The organism is Duganella sp. CT11-25 (genome assembly GCF_047302815.1).
In the GTDB taxonomy this organism is placed as follows: domain Bacteria; phylum Pseudomonadota; class Gammaproteobacteria; order Burkholderiales; family Burkholderiaceae_D; genus Rugamonas.
Map to the genome: position 1 here is coordinate 500112 of NZ_JBKBFD010000001.1, position 15995 is coordinate 516106.

General features: G+C 62.2%; 17 protein-coding genes. 10 read left to right on the plus strand and 7 right to left on the minus strand.

Features of this window, described 5'->3' with window-relative positions; translation table 11 throughout:
• Positions 1-76 precede the first annotated feature (76 nt).
• Positions 77-1549: a pyridoxal phosphate-dependent decarboxylase family protein gene (locus tag ACEN9F_RS02035; protein ID WP_413417310.1), complete on the plus strand. Its 1473-nt coding sequence runs from the start codon at positions 77-79 to the stop codon at positions 1547-1549.
• Positions 1546-2775 carry an ATP-grasp domain-containing protein gene (locus ACEN9F_RS02040; RefSeq protein WP_413417312.1) on the plus strand — a complete coding sequence of 410 codons (1230 nt, stop codon included), beginning with the start codon at positions 1546-1548 and terminating at the stop codon, positions 2773-2775. Before ACEN9F_RS02035 ends, ACEN9F_RS02040 begins: the two co-directional genes overlap by 4 nt.
• Here ACEN9F_RS02040 and ACEN9F_RS02045 read toward each other — a convergent pair.
• Both ACEN9F_RS02045 and ACEN9F_RS02050 read right to left on the minus strand, forming a co-directional pair.
• Positions 2758-3699, minus strand: a complete 942-nt coding sequence (locus ACEN9F_RS02045) for a hypothetical protein (RefSeq protein WP_413417314.1) — start codon at positions 3697-3699, stop codon at positions 2758-2760. The two genes, ACEN9F_RS02040 and ACEN9F_RS02045, sit on opposite strands and share 18 nt — an antisense overlap.
• 116 nt (positions 3700-3815) lie before the next feature.
• Positions 3816-4214: a GFA family protein gene (locus ACEN9F_RS02050; protein ID WP_413417316.1), complete on the minus strand. Its 399-nt coding sequence runs from the start codon at positions 4212-4214 to the stop codon at positions 3816-3818.
• Positions 4215-4307: 93 nt separating this feature from the next.
• Here ACEN9F_RS02050 and ACEN9F_RS02055 point away from each other — a divergent pair, with 93 nt between their 5' ends.
• From ACEN9F_RS02055 to arr, 3 genes are read left to right on the plus strand one after another with little or no spacing between them, the layout of a single operon-like run.
• Complete coding sequence (locus ACEN9F_RS02055) at positions 4308-5192, plus strand: hypothetical protein (RefSeq protein WP_413417318.1); 885 nt, start codon at positions 4308-4310, stop codon at positions 5190-5192.
• Between the two features lies 1 nt (position 5193).
• A complete protein-coding gene (locus tag ACEN9F_RS02060; protein WP_413417320.1) occupies positions 5194-5748 on the plus strand; it encodes a DUF3806 domain-containing protein in 555 nt (184 codons plus the stop codon).
• A gap of 27 nt (positions 5749-5775) precedes the next feature.
• On the plus strand, positions 5776-6210 hold the full coding sequence (gene arr / locus ACEN9F_RS02065; RefSeq protein WP_413417322.1) for an NAD(+)--rifampin ADP-ribosyltransferase: 435 nt from the start codon (positions 5776-5778) through the stop codon (positions 6208-6210).
• A gap of 205 nt (positions 6211-6415) precedes the next feature.
• Here arr and ACEN9F_RS02070 read toward each other — a convergent pair whose 3' ends face one another.
• Together ACEN9F_RS02070 and ACEN9F_RS02075 are read right to left on the minus strand one after the other, a co-directional pair.
• Positions 6416-8062, minus strand: coding sequence for a glycoside hydrolase family 43 protein (locus ACEN9F_RS02070; protein WP_413417324.1), 1647 nt, complete (start codon positions 8060-8062; stop codon positions 6416-6418).
• The gene (locus ACEN9F_RS02075; RefSeq protein WP_413417326.1) at positions 8059-9300 is read right to left on the minus strand and encodes an MFS transporter; all 1242 of its coding nucleotides are present in this window, start codon (positions 9298-9300) and stop codon (positions 8059-8061) included. Before ACEN9F_RS02075 ends, ACEN9F_RS02070 begins: the two co-directional genes overlap by 4 nt.
• Positions 9301-9523: 223 nt before the next feature.
• Here ACEN9F_RS02075 and ACEN9F_RS02080 point away from each other — a divergent pair, with 223 nt between their 5' ends.
• Both ACEN9F_RS02080 and ACEN9F_RS02085 read left to right on the plus strand, forming a co-directional pair.
• The gene (locus ACEN9F_RS02080; protein WP_413417328.1) at positions 9524-10240 is read left to right on the plus strand and encodes a DUF2628 domain-containing protein; all 717 of its coding nucleotides are present in this window, start codon (positions 9524-9526) and stop codon (positions 10238-10240) included.
• A gap of 123 nt (positions 10241-10363) precedes the next feature.
• Positions 10364-11104, plus strand: a complete 741-nt coding sequence (locus ACEN9F_RS02085) for a hypothetical protein (RefSeq protein ID WP_413417330.1) — start codon at positions 10364-10366, stop codon at positions 11102-11104.
• A gap of 5 nt (positions 11105-11109) precedes the next feature.
• Here ACEN9F_RS02085 and ACEN9F_RS02090 read toward each other — a convergent pair whose 3' ends face one another.
• From ACEN9F_RS02090 to ACEN9F_RS02100, 3 genes are read right to left on the minus strand one after another with little or no spacing between them, the layout of a single operon-like run.
• On the minus strand, positions 11110-11853 hold the full coding sequence (locus tag ACEN9F_RS02090) for an NRDE family protein (protein WP_413417332.1): 744 nt from the start codon (positions 11851-11853) through the stop codon (positions 11110-11112).
• Positions 11844-12131 (minus strand): DUF4936 family protein, encoded by a 288-nt coding sequence (locus tag ACEN9F_RS02095; protein WP_413417334.1) that lies wholly within the window; start codon positions 12129-12131, stop codon positions 11844-11846. The genes ACEN9F_RS02090 and ACEN9F_RS02095 overlap by 10 nt, the downstream gene beginning before the upstream one ends.
• A 1-nt stretch (position 12132) precedes the next feature.
• Positions 12133-13149, minus strand: coding sequence for a YgfZ/GcvT domain-containing protein (locus tag ACEN9F_RS02100; RefSeq protein ID WP_413417336.1), 1017 nt, complete (start codon positions 13147-13149; stop codon positions 12133-12135).
• 156 nt (positions 13150-13305) lie between these two features.
• On the opposite strand from ACEN9F_RS02100, the gene mltG reads away from it, so the two are divergent.
• Genes mltG through ACEN9F_RS02115 form a run of 3 tightly spaced genes read left to right on the plus strand, consistent with a single transcriptional unit; the run spans position 13306 to position 15993 of the window.
• Positions 13306-14295 carry an endolytic transglycosylase MltG gene (gene mltG / locus ACEN9F_RS02105; protein WP_413417338.1) on the plus strand — a complete coding sequence of 330 codons (990 nt, stop codon included), beginning with the start codon at positions 13306-13308 and terminating at the stop codon, positions 14293-14295.
• Between the two features lie 7 nt (positions 14296-14302).
• Complete coding sequence (tmk, locus tag ACEN9F_RS02110) at positions 14303-14932, plus strand: dTMP kinase (RefSeq protein ID WP_413417340.1); 630 nt, start codon at positions 14303-14305, stop codon at positions 14930-14932.
• Between the two features lie 29 nt (positions 14933-14961).
• The gene (locus ACEN9F_RS02115) at positions 14962-15993 is read left to right on the plus strand and encodes a DNA polymerase III subunit delta' (RefSeq protein WP_413417342.1); all 1032 of its coding nucleotides are present in this window, start codon (positions 14962-14964) and stop codon (positions 15991-15993) included.
• Positions 15994-15995 lie beyond the last annotated feature (2 nt).

The following is a 15995-nucleotide window of genomic DNA, read 5'->3' on the forward strand; positions in this document are numbered from 1 at the left end:
GTTTCCTTCGTAAAAAAGAGGGTGCAATGAGCCTCTACAGGTCATAACGGCAGATCTGAAGAAAAGTTGAGGTTGAATGGGCAAGAATATTCAGGACACCGGCGGCGGGACGCTCGACCCCGACGATTGGGAACAATTCCGCGCGCAGGGGCACAAGATGCTCGACGATATGTGCGACTACCTGCAAGACCTCCGCGCGCGGCCGGTCTGGCAGCCGATTCCGGACGAGGTCCGCGCCGTGTTTCGCGCCGGCATGCCGGCGCGGGGCAGCGACCTGGCCGAGGTGCACCAGACCTTCATGCGGCAGATCCTGCCCTACACGGTGGGCAATGCGCATCCGGGCTTCTTCGGCTGGGTGCATGGCGGCGGTACGCCGGTCGGCATGCTGGCCGACATGCTGGCGGCGGGCATCAACGCCAACCTTGGCGGACGCGACCATATCCCGGTCGAGGTTGAGCGCCAGGTGGTGCGCTGGATGGCGGACCTGTTCGGCTTCCCGGCGCAGGCGTCCGGCCTGTTCGTCACCGGCAGCTCGATGGCCAACATGATCGCGCTGCTGGTGGCGCGCTACAAGGCGCTGGGGCCGGAGGTGCGCAGCCACGGCATCCAGCAGGGACCGCAGCTGGTGGCCTACACCTCGGCCGGCGCGCATGGCTGCATCGCACAGGCGATGGACCTGGCCGGGCTGGGCAGCACCTTCCTGCGCAAAATTCCGATGAACAGCCGCTTTCAAATGGACACCACGGCGCTGGAAGTGGCCGTCACCGCCGACCGCCAGGCCGGCTTGCGGCCATTCTTCGTCGCCGCCACGGCCGGCACGGTCGACGTCGGCGCGGTCGACGACCTGAGGATGATCGCTGCCATCGCCGCGCGCGACAGCCTGTGGTTCCACGTCGACGGCGCCTACGGGGCGCTGGGCATGCTGGCGCCGGCACTGCGGCCGCTGCTGGCCGGCATCGAGCGCGCCGATTCGATCGCCTGCGATTTCCACAAATGGGGCCAGGTCCCCTACGACGCCGGCTTCGTGCTGGTGCGCGACAGCGCCATGCACCTGGATACCTTCGCCTCGCCGGAATCCTATCTGCGGCGCGACGCGCGCGGCATGGCGGCCGGCTCGCCGTGGCCGTGCGATTTCGGCCCCGACCTGTCGCGCGGCTTCCGCGCGCTGAAGACCTGGTTCACGCTGCAGGTCTATGGTGCCGACAGGCTGGGCCAGGTCATCAACGAGACCTGCGTGCTGGCGCGCTACCTGGCCGAGCGCGTCGAAGCGCGGCCGGAGCTGGAACTGCTGGCGCCGGTCGCGCTCAACGTCGTCTGCCTGCGCTACCTCGGCGGACAGGACGCCGACGCCTTCAACGCGGCGCTGGTGGCGGACCTGCAGGAATCCGGCATTGCCGCTCCCTCGGCTACAACCATACGCGGCCAACTGGCGATCCGCGTCGCCATCGTCAACCATCGCAGCGGACGGCAGGACATCGACCGCTTGTTGACCGCCTTATTGAACATGGGCGCAGCACGGCTGCGCAAACACATTACGGAGCAAGCATGACTATTGACGCCAGCACCATCGGCCAGCACGGCGCGCCACTGATCGGTGTCGCCCCCTTGATGCGCAAGGCCTTCGCCGGAGAAGACCTGATGCCCCTGGGCGAAAGCCTGCTGCAGCGCGCGCAGGCTTATCCCAACGACGCGCATGCCTACCTGGATTTTTCCACCGTGCTGCAACTGACCGGCAACCGCGCCGACGCGCTGGCGGTGCAGGCGGAAGCCATCATGCTGCAGCCGCATTACACCATCGCCGCCAAGCATGCGGAACCCGGGCTGACGCTGCTGGTGCTGATGGGACCGGGCGACCTGATGGCCAACACGCCGGTGGAATTCCTGGTCGAGAACAGCGACGTCACGCTGGAACTGCTGTACCTGCGGGCCGACGAGGACTTCCCGGATGAAGTGCCGGAGCACGACGTGATGCTGGTGGCGGTGGCCGAGTCGGAATCCAACCAGGTGCTGCTGGAACGCTTGATCGACTACATCAGCGAATGGCCACGTCCCGTGATCAATCGGCCCGAGCGCATCCGCGTGCTGTCGCGCGACGGCGTATGCGGCGCGCTGCGCGGCCTGCCGGGCGTCGAACTGCCGGTTTCGGTGCGCACCGGGCGCGGCGCATTGAACGCGGTGGCCGCCGGCGAGCTGCCGGTCGAGACGCTGCTGACGGACGGCGGCTTCCCCATCATCGTGCGGCCGCTGGGTTCGCACGCCGGCACCGATCTGGAAAAGATCGCCACGCCCGCCGCGCTGGCGAAATACCTCGCGGCGGTCGACGGCATGCAGTTCTATATCTCGCGCTTTGTCGACTATCGCGGCGCGGACGGCATGTTCCGCAAATACCGCATCGCGCTGATCGACGGCCAGCCGTACATCTGCCACTACGCGATCTCGCAGCGCTGGATGATCCATTACCTGAACGCCGGCATGACCGAGAGCGCCGAAAAACGCGCCGAGGAAGCCGCCTGCATGGCCAGCTTCGACCAGGAATTCGGCCTGCGCCATCTGGCGGCGCTGCAAGCGATACAGCAGCGCCTGGGGCTGCCGTACCTGGGCGTGGACTGCGCGGAAATGCCATCGGGCGAGCTGCTGATTTTCGAGGTCGACAACGCCATGATCGTCCATGCGATGGACCCGGAGGATATGTTCCCCTACAAGGCGCCGGCGATGCGCAAGGTATTCAGCGCCTTCCGCGCGCTGCTGGAGCGCAGCTCACGCGGCGCTGCCTAACAGGCGGGAGAAGAAGGCGTACTTCTCGGCGTAGCGGTCGCTGCGCCAATCCATGCGCCAGTGCAGCACCAGCTCGCCGTGCTGGCGGATGCTGACCGCCAGCGGCTTGTTCAGCAAGACCGTGTGCACGTAGCAGGCGAAGGAATCGGCGAAGTCTTCATGCACGCTGGACGCGGAGTACAGCGTGGGGAAGCTGGTTTGCTTCAGCGCGCTGTAGATGTCGACCATGTACGCGGCCGGCAGCTGCGGGCCGCTGTCGTAGTGGGCGATATGCCTGCGCAAAGGGAAATCGTTGGCCTCCAGCGGCACGATGCTGCGGTCCGTCGCGATCTGCCAGGAGATCGGCAGGTAGGAAAAATCGTAGGTGCTCAGATGGTCCGGTACCTGGGACCACCAGTCCGGCAAGAACGAGCGGCCGGCGCTCAGCGCGTGGCCCAGTTCGTGCAGCAGCAGGAACTGGATCGCGTGGCGGATATGATCGTCGTCATGTTCGGCGATCTGGACTTCCAGCGCCAGCGCGGTGGAACTGTCGAACGGCGATCGCTCGCGCCAACTGGCCCAGGCGTTGGCGCTGGTGTGCGACACGGCATCGATGTCGAGCACGGTGATCAGGCCGAGGAACTCGCTGTTGGGCGAGATCACGATATCGGTCGCGGCCGACGATCCGATGCCGGTCGCAAAATAGACGCCAAGAAAAGTATCCCTCAGCCGCTGTGTGACGCTGGACGGCATGTCCGCCATGGCTTGCTTCACCAGTTCCAGCAGGTGCTTGTCTGCGTTCGCCGTCTTCGTGTGCGTTTCGGCGCGGTGCGCGTTGACCTGCGCGATATGGCGAATGACATCAGCCGGCGCCGGCCCGCAGCGTTCGCTGATCGGCATATTGAATACGTCGGTCCAGGTGCTGTCCGCACTGGCAATAATCATGGATTCCTTTGGTTGTGCTGCCTGTGGCAACGACAACCATCTTATTAAGGAATGAAAAATCCATGTGTTAAGCCGTGTTAAGCCGTGTAAATTTTGGCGGCCATTACAAATCTCTTCTAGTCCGGGTCTTTATCGAACGCCTTCGTTCCCGGCGGCAGTCGCACCCAGGGATGCCGGCGGCAATCGTAGACCGACACGGTCGGAGCAGGGAAGTCCGGGTCCGCAAACGCGCCCACGGCCACGCTCACCGAATCTTCCTGGCCGGCTTCGGTGTGAAACAGAGACGTGCCGCAAACGGGGCAGAACCTGAACACGAACTGCGCACCCTGGTCACCGGTACGCACGTATTCGGTCGCCGTGCCGCTGACGGTGTAAGGCGCGGAAAAGCCGGCCAACGCCGCGAACACGCTGCCGGTCCGGCGCTGGCACGCCAGGCAATGGCAAACACCGACGCCGCGCGGCTCGCCATGGACTTCGATCTTCAATTGGCCGCAGCAACAGGATGCAGTGGTCATGGGAATCTCCCCGGTTGTATTTTTTGCTACAATTGATTTTCGTAAATAATTTGAGCCTACATAATGCATGTCACCACGAGCAGGAATATAACGTTGTTTTCGATGTTGTTGGCGCTGGCCGGTTGCGGCACGCCGCCAAAAATCCACACCCAGGATTTCACGGCGCCCAAGACGGTCGCCATCGTCGACACAGCGGAAATGAAAAGCATCGCGATGGTAGGCATATTCGCCGCGGGCGGCCGGCATTTCGGACCTGGGCTGGATCCATTCTTTGTGCTTGATGCGGCCGATGCGAAGAGCCCGGCGAAGCCGCTCACGATCGGCGACGAGATCCAGGCCAATCATCTCCAGCAGTCCCTGGCGGGGCCACCGCAAAGCATCGGCAACGCGGCGCTCGGTGGCGCGGCCGCCGGCGCGATGGCCGGATTGATCCAGGGTGCTGCCGACGAGACGTTCAAGAAGTCCGAGAACTATCACCAGGAACTGCTGAAGCGCGTTCCAGGCCTGAGCTTGAAAAACGATTTGATGAAATCGCTGCGCGCCGCGTTTGAAGCCCAAGGCATCCGGACCTCCGTGGTCCCCAGCAGCGACCGTGGGGCGCCGAAATTGCGCTGGCCGGCGCGCGATACCGACGGCCAGGTTTATCAAGCCGACGCGAACAACCACCTGGCGACGGTCGACGCCGATATCCTGATGCAGATTAGTCCGATCGCCGTCTGGAGCGCGCCGGGGCAGTTGAATAACTACCGCCGCACGGTGGGCATCGGCGTCGCGCTGTACAACGGCCGCACCAGGCAGTTCCTCGGCCAGCAAACCTTTGCGTTCAGCGCAACCGCATGGCAGGATGAGTACACGCGTTTCGACTCGCTGATGGAGGCCGGCCCGGTTGCCGCAAACCAGATGCGCGAAGCGCTGTTATCGCTGGTGCCGCAAATCGTCGCGGTGGTCAGCCGCAGCGAACCGGCAGTTGCGCGCTGAGATGAAATCTATACTGTTGCTTGTCTTGTTCTGTCAGGTCGTGTCTGCGCATGCCGCGTCCAGCGAGACCAAAACATTGAAGCTGCCTGACGGAAGCACCGTAGCGACGACCTCAACAGAAGTAAAGCCGCAGTCCCAAAAATTCAGATCGTTGAGCGTGAAGGAGTTGGGGCGCATCGAGGAGCTACGCAAGCAAAGCGAGATCTTTGTCCGTGTCTATCTGCCGAATGCGCATAATCCGACCTTGAAGGACTACGACCGTGCTTTCCGGGCATGGCAAATTTCAAAGCCTCGAAAATATACAGATAAAGAGGTGATCGAAATGATCGGAAGCCTGCTGGGGACGGCGTGCGTAAGAGAACTGAACATGGAGTGGGTGGAGGTCACCGATGAATATGGCACCGATTTTGCAGTCCGGGCCAAGAAGGCTGAAGTCATCTCGTTTCCATATTCCGTTGTAGCAAAACGGATAGAGAGCAACGAGTATGAATTCGTCTATAGCGTCTTCCATGCGATCAAAGAACTGCAAGATAGTAACGAAGTCATGCCTCGCTAGCAGGCAGTACCGAAAAAGGAGGCCAATATGACGAGCAATGAGCTGGTTGCGGACACCGGGGATCTGAGTTCGCAGGAGCTTTACCATGGCACACGGGCCGACCTGAAGCCGGGAGACCTGATCGCGCCTGGCTACGCCTCCAATTACGGTACGAGGAGAAAAGCCAACCACGTCTATCTGAGCGCCACGCTGGAAGCGGCGACTTGGGGTGCCGAGTTGGCAGTCGGCGAAGGGCCCGGCAGGATATACATCATCGAACCGACCGGCCCGATTATGGATGACCCGAATCTGACCGATAAAAAATTTCCCGGCAACCCGACCAAGTCATATCGCTCCCGCGAGCCGCTGAGGGTCGTGGGCGAGATCACGGATTGGAAGGGGCATTCCCCTGAAGCGCTCCAGACGATGAAGGACCACGTCGAGCGGCTCAGGCAACTTGGCGTTGAGGCGGTCGACGATTGACATGCGAACCCAGGTCCGAAAATATTATGTCGAAGCGCTGGTCCTCGCTGGCGTGATGAAATTGGCGAGCGGCATTTTCGCGGCTCTGAGTTTTGCCTTTCAAGGGCAATACTGGGCCTGCTTGGAATGACGTGGGCGAGGTTCGCAGATTTCTGATGAAGGAAAGGGCGATTCCGCCCTTTGCCTGTGAGCAGCTGCCTTCAACTTAATCGCAAGGCAGGAGCATCGGGTTGATGCAATACGGCCGCTCGCGATACTCAAAATAATCGAAGTCGGCATGCAAGGCGCTGCCCGCCATGTCCTGGCATGCCATGCCGACAAAAGTGCCGGTGAAGTTGGGCTGGCCTGGCGCGTTGGCCTCGTCCGACAGGATGCTGGCATCGAACTGCTGCGCCAGCCATTGCCAGTCGCCGCCGTCCAGCCGATAGCCGAAATACAGCCGCTCTTCATCCACTTCCACGCGCAGCTGCACCGGCACGCCCGGCGGCAACGCGATCGGCGCCGTGAAGGTGTCGGTCTGCACGTGGTTGGGCAGGCTGCTCATGACGCGTAAATGCTTGCCCGCCGTCTCGTCGTGCGTGATGTACAGGTAGTGGAACTTGGCCGCGCCGTAGTAGCAGATCAGCCCGGCCTGCTGCTGATAATGCTCCGGCTCGAATTCGACCACGGTGGACGCGCTGTAGCAGTGCGCCTGCTGGCGGCGCGCCACCAGCGTCTGGCGGAACTGGCTGCCGAGGCTTTCTCGGCCGTACAGGCGCAGGTGGCCGGGTCGCTCGGTCAGGCTGAACAACTCTTCCGGCCACGGCGTGCGCAGCCACTGGAACGCCAACGGCAGTTGCGCCGCATCGAACTCTTCACGCACAGGCCCGGCGGCAAAACGATGCTCCGGCAGGCCGGGCGCGGCGGCCTGCAGCTGCGCCGTTCCCTGGCTGTCGATGGTACGCAGCCATCCGTCCTCACCCCATACCATGGGCTGGATCGCGGTCTCGCGTCCCAGCGTGCATGTGCCGCGGTTGCGCAGCGGCCGTCCGCACAGATACACCATATAGGTCTGGCCGTCCTGCGTCTCCACCAGGTCGGCATGGCCGGCCCGCTGCAGCTCCGCATCGGGACGATGGCGTGAGCTGAGGATGGTCTGGTCGGGATGCAGCTCATATGGGCCGTGCAGATCGCGCGCGCGGGCCATGGTCACACCATGGTTCCAGCCGGTGCCGCCCTCGGCGGTGAGCAGATAGTAATAGCCATTGCGCTTGTACAGGTGCGGCGCTTCGGTCAGGCCGTGCGCCGTGCCCTTGAAGATGTTCTCCCGTTTGCCGACCAGCCGGCCTTCCTGCACCGAGTACTCCTGCGCCACGATGCCGGCAAAGCGGTTGCTGCCCGGACGGTGGTCCCACAACTGGTTCAGCAGGTACTTGCGACCGTCGTCGTCATGGAACAGCGACGGGTCGAAACCGCTGCTGTTGAGATAAACCGGATCGGACCACGGGCCGTCGATGGCGGGACTGGTGACCAGGTAATTGTGGAAGTCGCGCAAGGACGCGCCGCCGCTGGCCGCGCCGGTGGAGGTGCGGCCGTAGCGCTTGACGTCGGTGTAGATCAACCAGAACAAGCCGTCCGCATAGCTCAGGCAAGGCGCCCACACGCCGCAGGAATCGGGCGCGCCCAGCATGTTGAGCTGGCTGGCGCGCGCGAGCGGACGGCTAAGCAGGCGCCAGTTGACCAGGTCGCGCGAATGGTGGATCTGCACGCCCGGATACCATTCAAAGGTGGATGTGGCGATGTAATAGTCGTCGCCGACCCGCACGATGGAGGGATCGGGATTGAAGCCGGGGAGGATGGGATTTTGAATCATGCTTTGGTCGTGATATCAGGTTGAGACTTGCCTGGTTCGCGCACCAGGCTCCACAGCAGCAAGGCAGCCAGCAGGTCGAGCACCGCCAGGGTAACAAAGAAAGGCGTGTAGCCGACTTTGGCCATCAGCCCGCCGATCAGCAGGGAAAAAATGAGCAGGCCCAGGTTGCCGAAGGTGCCGCACATGCCGGCCACGGTGGCCACCTCATTGCGCCGGAACAGGTCGGACGACATGGTGATGACGGTGACCGACAAGGTCTGGTGCGCGAAGCCGGCCAGGCTGAGCAAGGCGATCGCGGCGTAGGGGCTGTCCACGAAGCCGACAAAGGCGACACCCATCATCATGCAGGCGCCGAGCGTGAACGCGCCACGGCGGGCATTGATCAGGCGCACGCCGCGCTTTTGCAGCGCCAGCACCACCAGCGGCCCGAACAGGCAACCCAGGTCGGCGGCCAGGAACGGCAACCAGGCGAACATGGCGATCTGCATCAGGTCGAAATGGCGCACCTGGGTCAGATAGAGCGGCACCCAGAACGCCAGCGTGCCCCAGGCCGGGTCGGCCAGGAAGCGGGGCAGGGCGATGCCCCAGAAATTGCGCATCTTGAGGATGCTGAGAATGGAAGGGCGCGTGCCATCGCCCTGCAGGTGCTGTTCCTGGCCGGCGGCGATGTGCTGCGCTTCGGCCTCCGACAGGCGGCGGTGGCGGGCGGGCGCGTCATAGAGCAGCAGCCAGGCCGTCACCCAGACCAGGCCCAGCGCACCGGTGATCACGAATGCGGATTGCCAGTTGTAGTGCAGGATGGCCCACACCACCAGCGGTGGCGCCAGCATGGAGCCGAAGGAAGCGCCGATATTGAAGATGCCGCCCGCCAGTCCGCGCTCCTTGGCCGGGAACCATTCGGAGACCGCCTTCATGCCGGCGGGATTGGCCGATCCTTCGGCCAGCCCGAGCAGGCCGCGCAGGAAAGCCAGGGACTGCCAATTGGTGGCCATTCCGTGCGCCATGCAGATGAACGACCAGGCCGCCGCGAAGATGGCGAAGCCATATTTCAGACCGATCACATCGAGCACATAGCCGCACAGCGGCTGCAGCATGATGGTCCCCTGGAACGCGGCTGTGATGTACGAGTATTCCTGGGTGGTGATGTTCAGGTCGGCAAGCAGCGTGGGCGCCGAAACGGCCAGCGTGCTGCGCGTCAGATAGTTGATGACGGCCCCCAGCATGATCAAACTGATCATCCACCAGCGTAGTCCTTTGATCTTGGAAGCGAACATGTTTGCGCAATCATGTTGAGAAGGAATCGAACAATATCACATTATCCCGATAAAATGATTGCGCAATCTTTTGGCTGTGTGCCTGACTTGGGCTTGCCTCTTGGTGGGAGTGCGTGAATTTTTCGTGTGGCAAGATGGTATCCTGTGCGCAGCCGGTCCGGTTCGACTAAACTGATGATAAGAAGATATGAGTAACCGCATTAAAGTTGGGAATGTATATTTTGAATTGCCGGAGGGCGCACTGGGGCGCCCGACTCGGGTGGTCGCGGAGAAGACGGACACGCCGGACATGATCGAGCCCGTCGCTTTCATGTCTTCCGAGCCAGATTTGATTACTCAATATATCGCACGTGCGACCACAACGGAGCCGCTTGAGGGGACGGAAAAATCACCAGAAGTTGAACTTGACCGGACGACCGAGTGGCAGGCGTTTGCAGGTGCCAAGAGCACGCACCCTCAACAGTGGCTGCGTTATGTTGAAGGTAAACAGCGGCATTGCGGCTTCAACACTTGGGCTTTTTTATTTGGGCTGCAATGGTTTATTTTCAATAAAATGTATGGCAAAGCGCTTATTGCTGCGGTTTTTGAGGTGTTTTTCGCGTTAGTTGCATTTGAGAGCGCCGCGAATTTTCAGAAGTCCCCTGACTTTCCTCGATTAGGCCTCCCTCTGGAATTAATGGTCCTGGTAATCGGCTTATCGATGCCTCGCCTTATCATCGGTTATTGGGCAAATATTGCGCTCCTGCGTAGAGCGAAGCGTGAGATAGAGAAGGTTCGCGCCTACAATCTTGATAATCAAAGAAAGCTGGCGATGATTGCTAGCTCAGGCTCGGGAAGCTTTGCTTCTGTAGTTGTACTATGTATCGCAATTTTCGTCGTCCGATTTGTTGCAACCAGCCACTAGCCTTTAGCTTGCCTCGAATAGGGTCAGTACCGACATTCGGACATTGGGGAAATTTTAGCGATAGCGCTGGCTGCGGCCATTCCCTACTGGATTTAATAACACTTTCATTCAGGCCTATACTTTATGAAAACCAACGCATCGACCCAAGCTGATGAGAGCCAGCGGTCAGCAGCCGTTCAACCTGCCGCCGATCAGCGAACGATAGGGGCCAGGGATTTTGTCGATAGCCGTCCGCAGGTGGCAGCGCAGCGCAAACTCATGCAGATGATGAGTAATAGTCCGCAAGCGCTGCAGCAAAAAGCGCGCATGGAGATGATGGCCGTCAGTCCCCGGGCGATGCATCCGATTCAACGGGTATCGGATGCGGAGGTGGCAGCTGCGGAGGCCGCCTGTGACCAAGATACTGCTCGGGTGGTCAAACTGTATAGCCAGGGATGGAAGTCGAAAACCAACGCGACAAAGCAGCAAATCTTCACTGCGGTGCAAGCCAACCAGGCGCGCTGGGATAATGTTCGCGATCACGTCATGTTGGGTGGGGCGGGGGCGCCGCCCACTGGCTATCACAGCACTGCGGCAGGAGATGCGGCCACCTCTGAATGCGTAGGAGTGAAATCCCCCTTGAGTGCCGGCAGAACCGCAGTCTACAAGCAGTGGACAAAGGCCCGCGGACAAGTCGACAATGCCAATTTAAAGATATCTACTTTCTTCCCGGATGGTTGGACGGAAGACAAGGTGCGTGCCTGCGTCATGCTCAGTTTCGTCGGGGCGGCACATCGGATGCAGGATTCGGTCGATATGGCGCATCCCGGCAATGCAACGTTTTATCCCGACTACAGCAATTTGAACAATCCGCCGCCGCCGTAGTGCAGCTAGTGGATCAGCATCTCATGCAAGGTCGCAGGCGCGTCGGCGTACAGCTTGACGACGGTGGAGGTGCGGGTGCCGTAGCTCGGGCTTTCGATGCGTACCGCCGACAGCATCCGCTCCAGGTCCAGCGGCACGCCGGTTTCCGGCAGGCGCAGGTCGGGGGCGGGGGTGGTGTCGGACAGCATCTCGAAGAAAGCTTCGTCCGGCGCGCCGAGGCATAGCAGGCTGGCGAACTGGGCTTTCGTCTTGAGTACTTTCGGCCACGGCGCATCCAGCAGCGCGTTCGATAGGCCGTAGACGCCAGGTTCCAGCGGCAGGCCGTTGCGCGGATCGTCGCCGCCTTTGTTGGAGAACCAGATCAATGTATCGCGATCACCCAGCACCAGGTTGAAGCCGTTGTAGGCCGCCGCGCCTTCGCGTATCGAGGCGATATATGCCTGCGGCGTCATGCTGCCCGCCAGATAGTCCGATACCAGATGCCCGCGCGACGGCGCATCATGGCGATGCTCGGACGGCGCGCGGATGTTGGTGATGGCGGCGAAGCGCGACGGGCCGCCTGCGACCGCCGGCTGCGTGATGCCCATCCAGCTGCCGCCGGCCTGCAGGTCGCGGCCGGCATAGATCTGCGGATGCTCCGGCCATGTGGCGGCCGGCGCGGTGGCGCGCTGGTAGTATTCATCACGGTTGGCTGCGGCCACCAGCGGTACCGCCGGGATGACCCGCCAGGCGAAAACAATCAAACACATGAGACTAAATCCGTAAAAACTTCGGTGTGACGCGGGCCGGCGGTCCATGCGGACAGGCCGGCTTGTTCGACCGCGCTATCGAGCTCGGCCGCAAAATCGGCAGGTGTGGCGGCATACACTTCCATCCACGTCTGCTTGCCGTCCCTGGTTTCCGGACGGCGCTTGAGTTGGCACGCAACGCCATGGCGCTGCGCCAGCGATGCCTGCATCGAGACGACCGCCGCCTGCAAGGGCGCCGCATCGGCGTCCTTGACCTGGTAGTAAATATAGAGATCCATGCTAGAGATCGAGCGGGTCCAGCACGTAGGGCATGTCGAGGAAGGTCAGCGGCGTGCCGGCGGCGGAGCCGAGGCGTACCGAGCCCGCTTCGATGGCGGCCAGCTTCATTTCCACCAGCGCGTCGACGCCGCCGTTGCCGTTCGGCGCGGCGTTGACGATCATGCCGCATGGCTGCTCGGGATCCGCCGTGGCGAACACCTCGGCGCCGGCCGCCGCCGCAGGATCGGCGATGCTGACCAGGGTGGTGCGGCGCTTGAGCTTGCCGAGATACTGGCTGCGGGCGACGATTTCCTGCCCCGGGTAGCAGCCTTTCTTGAAGTTGACGCCGCCCAGCAGTTCATAGTTCACCATCTGCGGCACGAACTGTTCCTGCGTGGACTTGGCGATCTGCGGCACGCCGGCGTGGATTTCCGACAAATGCCAGGCATCCTTGCCACCGACGCTGAGCCTGTCGGCCAGCACCGGCGCGACGGTCTGCGCGGTCTCGGCCGACAGCAGCCATTGGTAGCGCGCCGCGCCGAAGACGTCGGCCACGCGGATCAGCGTGCCCAGCGGATGGTCGAGCTTGGTGAACGGTTTGGCGGGCAGGGTGTCGAACCAGGTTTGCAGCACGGCTTCGGCCAGGCCGCCGCCCAGACCGAGCACAAGCTGGTTTGCCGGCAGTTCGGTGGCGTCGCTCAGCTTGGTCTTGGCGCGCAGCACGAACATCGACAGGCGCTTCTGCACCGGCGCCTGGATGTCGCGCGGCAGTTGCAGGAAGATAGTCGACTCGGTGCGCCACATCAGGAACGAGGCCAGCAGGCGGCCTTTCGGCGAGCAGTAACCGGCCAGGCGCGCTTCGCCCAGGCCCAGGTGCTCGACATCGTTGGTCAGCTGGTTGTGCAGGAAACTGGCCGATTCTTCGCCGTCCAGCGCGATCAGGCCCAGGTCGGTGATCGGCGCGACAAAGCCCACGGCCAGCTGCGTCGTGGTCAGCGGCTGGGCCGGTTGTGCTAAAAGTTCATTCCAAGAAGACATAATTTCCAATAATTTGACGATTAAAGCATTATCATTACGGGCTCATTATAGTGATGTCGCGAGGATCGCGTCAGAAGCCGCGCAAAACGTGGCACTGGCGGACTGGGCCAAGAACTGGCAAGCTGTGCGACTTGATCCAACAATACGGCTTTATCAATGGCTTTTATCAAAAAAATAATTAGTTTGTGCATAGTGCTGGCCATCGTCGGCGGCGGCTATTTCATGTACTGGTCGCAAGACCCGATCATCGGCGACGACGCCGAGGCCATTGAATTCAATGTCGTTCCCGGCAGCGGCGCCCATGCCGCCGGCCAGCAGATCGCCGAAGCGGGCGTGCCGATCAAGCCGCTGCTGTTCAACCTGCTGGCGCGCGTGACCAATAAAAGCGGCAAGATCAAGGCTGGTTCCTACGAGCTCAAGCCCGGCACCACGCCGCTGCGCCTGATCGACCAGCTGGTGCGCGGCGAGTTCGCGCAAGAGCAGCTGACCATCATCGAAGGTTGGACCTTCCGCCAGATGCGGGCCGCGATCGCCGCCCACAAGGGCCTCAAGCACGATACCGTCGCGCTGAGCGACCCGGAAGTGATGAAGGCCATCGGTTCCGAGTACAAGCAGGCCGAAGGGATGTTCTTCCCCGATACCTATCTGTTCGCCAAGGGCGCCAGCGACCTGCAGATCTACAAGCAGGCCCATGCGATGCTGCTGACCCGCCTGAACGACGCCTGGGCCAGGCGCGATCCGGCGCTGCCGTACAAGACGCCGTATGACGCGCTGACCATGGCGTCCATCGTCGAGAAGGAAACCGGCCAGAAGTCCGAGCGCGGCATGATCGCCGGCGTGTTCGTCAACCGCCTGCGGATCGGCATGCTGCTGCAGACCGATCCGACCGTGATCTACGGCATGGGCCTGAAGTACGACGGCAAGATCCGCAAAAAGGATCTGGAGACCGACACCCCTTACAATACCTACACCCGCGCCGGCCTGCCGCCGACGCCGATCGCCTTGCCGGGCGTGCAATCGCTGTCCGCGGCGCTGGCGCCGGCCAAGACGCAAGCCTTGTATTTCGTCTCCAAAGGCAACGGCACCAGCCAGTTCTCCGACAATCTGAACGATCACAATCGGGCAGTGAATCAGTACCAAAGATAAAAATTCAATGACTCAACACAGCGGTAAATTCATCACCTTCGAAGGCATAGACGGCGCCGGCAAATCGACCCACATCGCCTTTGTCGGCGAATACATCAAAGCGCGCGGCATCGACCTGGTCAGCTCGCGCGAACCCGGCGGCACGCCGCTGGGCGAGAAACTGCGCGACCTCGTGCTGCATGAAAAGATGCACCTGGAAACCGAAGCCTTGCTGATGTTCGCCAGCCGCCGCGAGCACATCGCGCAGGTGATCGCGCCGGCCCTGGCGCGCGGCGCCTGGGTGATTTCCGACCGCTTCACCGACGCCAGCTTCGCCTACCAGGGCGGCGGGCGCGGCATGGACCTGCCGAAGCTGGAAGCGCTGGAGCAATGGGTGCATCCACACCTGCAGCCGGACCTGACGCTGCTGTTCGACGTGCCGCTGGACGTGGCGCGCGCGCGGCTGGACGCCACCCGTTCGCTGGACAAGTTCGAGCAGGAAAAGGCCGACTTCTTCGCCGCCACCCGCAACGAATACCTGCGCCGCGCGAGCCAGTTCCCGGAGCGCTTCCGCGTGATCGACTCGACCCGGACCATCGCCGAGATCCAGGTGCAGATCGCCGCCATCCTGGATGAATGCTTTAAAAGCATTGCTTAAGCGTTTGTTTTAAAACAAAATACCAAATAATGAGCAACTCCATCTACCCGTGGCAGGAATCGTCCTGGCAGCAGCTGCAACTGCTGCGCCAGCGCATGCCCCACGCCATCCTGTTCCATGGCGCCGCCGGGATAGGCAAGTCCGACTTCATCGAGCGCTTCGCGCAAGGCCTGCTGTGCGAGGCCGTGCTGCCGGACGGCCACGCCTGCGGCGCGTGCGCATCCTGCGGCTGGTTCTCGCAGCAAAACCATCCCGACTACCGCCGCGTGCGTCCCGAGGCGCTGGAGGACGAGCCGGCCGCCGAGGGCGAAGAGGGCGAGGGCGAGGCCAAGAAAGCCAAGTCGACCAAGGCGCCGTCCAAGGAAATCAAGATCGAGCAAATCCGCAACCTGTCGGATTTCATGAATATCTCCACCCACCGCCAGGGTCTGCGCGTGGTGGTGCTGTACCCGGCCGAAGCGCTGAACATGCCGGCCTCCAACGCCTTGCTGAAGACGCTGGAAGAACCGCCGCCGGGCACCGTGTTCCTGCTGGCGTCCAACAGCCTGGACCGCCTGCTGCCGACCATCCTGTCGCGCTGCCGCAAGTTCGTCTTGCCGATGCCCAATCATGCCGAAGCGCTGGCCTGGCTCAAGGCCCAGGGCGTGCCGGACGCCGACAGCTGGCTGCGCGAGCAGGGCGGCGCGCCGCTGGCCGCCATGGCCCAGGCCGAAACCGGCAACCGCGACGATCTGGAGGTGCTGCTGCAGTTGCTGGCCCGTCCCAGCGTCGAAGGCGCGCTGAAAGTTGCTGATAAGCTGCAAAAAGTGCCGCTCAGTGCACAGGTATCATGGTTGCAGCGCTGGCTTTATGATGTGTTTTCCTACAAACTGGCGGGTAACATCCGGTATTATCCTCGCTACCAGAAAGAGCTGGCCGCGGTGGCGGACAAGATCCATGTCAGCCGCCTGTTGGCCGCGATCAAGGGCGCCAACGAACGCCGCGCGACGGCCGACCATCCGCTCTCGCCCAAGCTGTTCCTGGAGGATATGCTGCTTGACTACACCGCCTGCTGTGCCTGAAA

Excerpts from the sequence above, each read along its gene's own strand:
- ACEN9F_RS02035 (WP_413417310.1), top strand. The coding sequence starts at position 77 with ATGGGCAAGAATATTCAGGACACCGGCGGCGGGACGCTCGACCCCGAC.
- ACEN9F_RS02040 (WP_413417312.1), top strand. The coding sequence starts at position 1,546 with ATGACTATTGACGCCAGCACCATCGGCCAGCACGGCGCGCCACTGATC.
- ACEN9F_RS02045 (WP_413417314.1), bottom strand. The coding sequence starts at position 3,699 with ATGATTATTGCCAGTGCGGACAGCACCTGGACCGACGTATTCAATATG.
- ACEN9F_RS02050 (WP_413417316.1), bottom strand. The coding sequence starts at position 4,214 with ATGACCACTGCATCCTGTTGCTGCGGCCAATTGAAGATCGAAGTCCAT.
- ACEN9F_RS02060 (WP_413417320.1), top strand. The coding sequence starts at position 5,194 with ATGAAATCTATACTGTTGCTTGTCTTGTTCTGTCAGGTCGTGTCTGCG.
- arr (WP_413417322.1), top strand. The coding sequence starts at position 5,776 with ATGACGAGCAATGAGCTGGTTGCGGACACCGGGGATCTGAGTTCGCAG.
- ACEN9F_RS02070 (WP_413417324.1), bottom strand. The coding sequence starts at position 8,062 with ATGATTCAAAATCCCATCCTCCCCGGCTTCAATCCCGATCCCTCCATC.
- ACEN9F_RS02075 (WP_413417326.1), bottom strand. The coding sequence starts at position 9,300 with ATGATCAGTTTGATCATGCTGGGGGCCGTCATCAACTATCTGACGCGC.
- ACEN9F_RS02080 (WP_413417328.1), top strand. The coding sequence starts at position 9,524 with ATGAGTAACCGCATTAAAGTTGGGAATGTATATTTTGAATTGCCGGAG.
- ACEN9F_RS02085 (WP_413417330.1), top strand. The coding sequence starts at position 10,364 with ATGAAAACCAACGCATCGACCCAAGCTGATGAGAGCCAGCGGTCAGCA.
- ACEN9F_RS02090 (WP_413417332.1), bottom strand. The coding sequence starts at position 11,853 with ATGTGTTTGATTGTTTTCGCCTGGCGGGTCATCCCGGCGGTACCGCTG.
- ACEN9F_RS02095 (WP_413417334.1), bottom strand. The coding sequence starts at position 12,131 with ATGGATCTCTATATTTACTACCAGGTCAAGGACGCCGATGCGGCGCCC.
- ACEN9F_RS02100 (WP_413417336.1), bottom strand. The coding sequence starts at position 13,149 with ATGTCTTCTTGGAATGAACTTTTAGCACAACCGGCCCAGCCGCTGACC.
- mltG (WP_413417338.1), top strand. The coding sequence starts at position 13,306 with ATGGCTTTTATCAAAAAAATAATTAGTTTGTGCATAGTGCTGGCCATC.
- tmk (WP_413417340.1), top strand. The coding sequence starts at position 14,303 with ATGACTCAACACAGCGGTAAATTCATCACCTTCGAAGGCATAGACGGC.
- ACEN9F_RS02115 (WP_413417342.1), top strand. The coding sequence starts at position 14,962 with ATGAGCAACTCCATCTACCCGTGGCAGGAATCGTCCTGGCAGCAGCTG.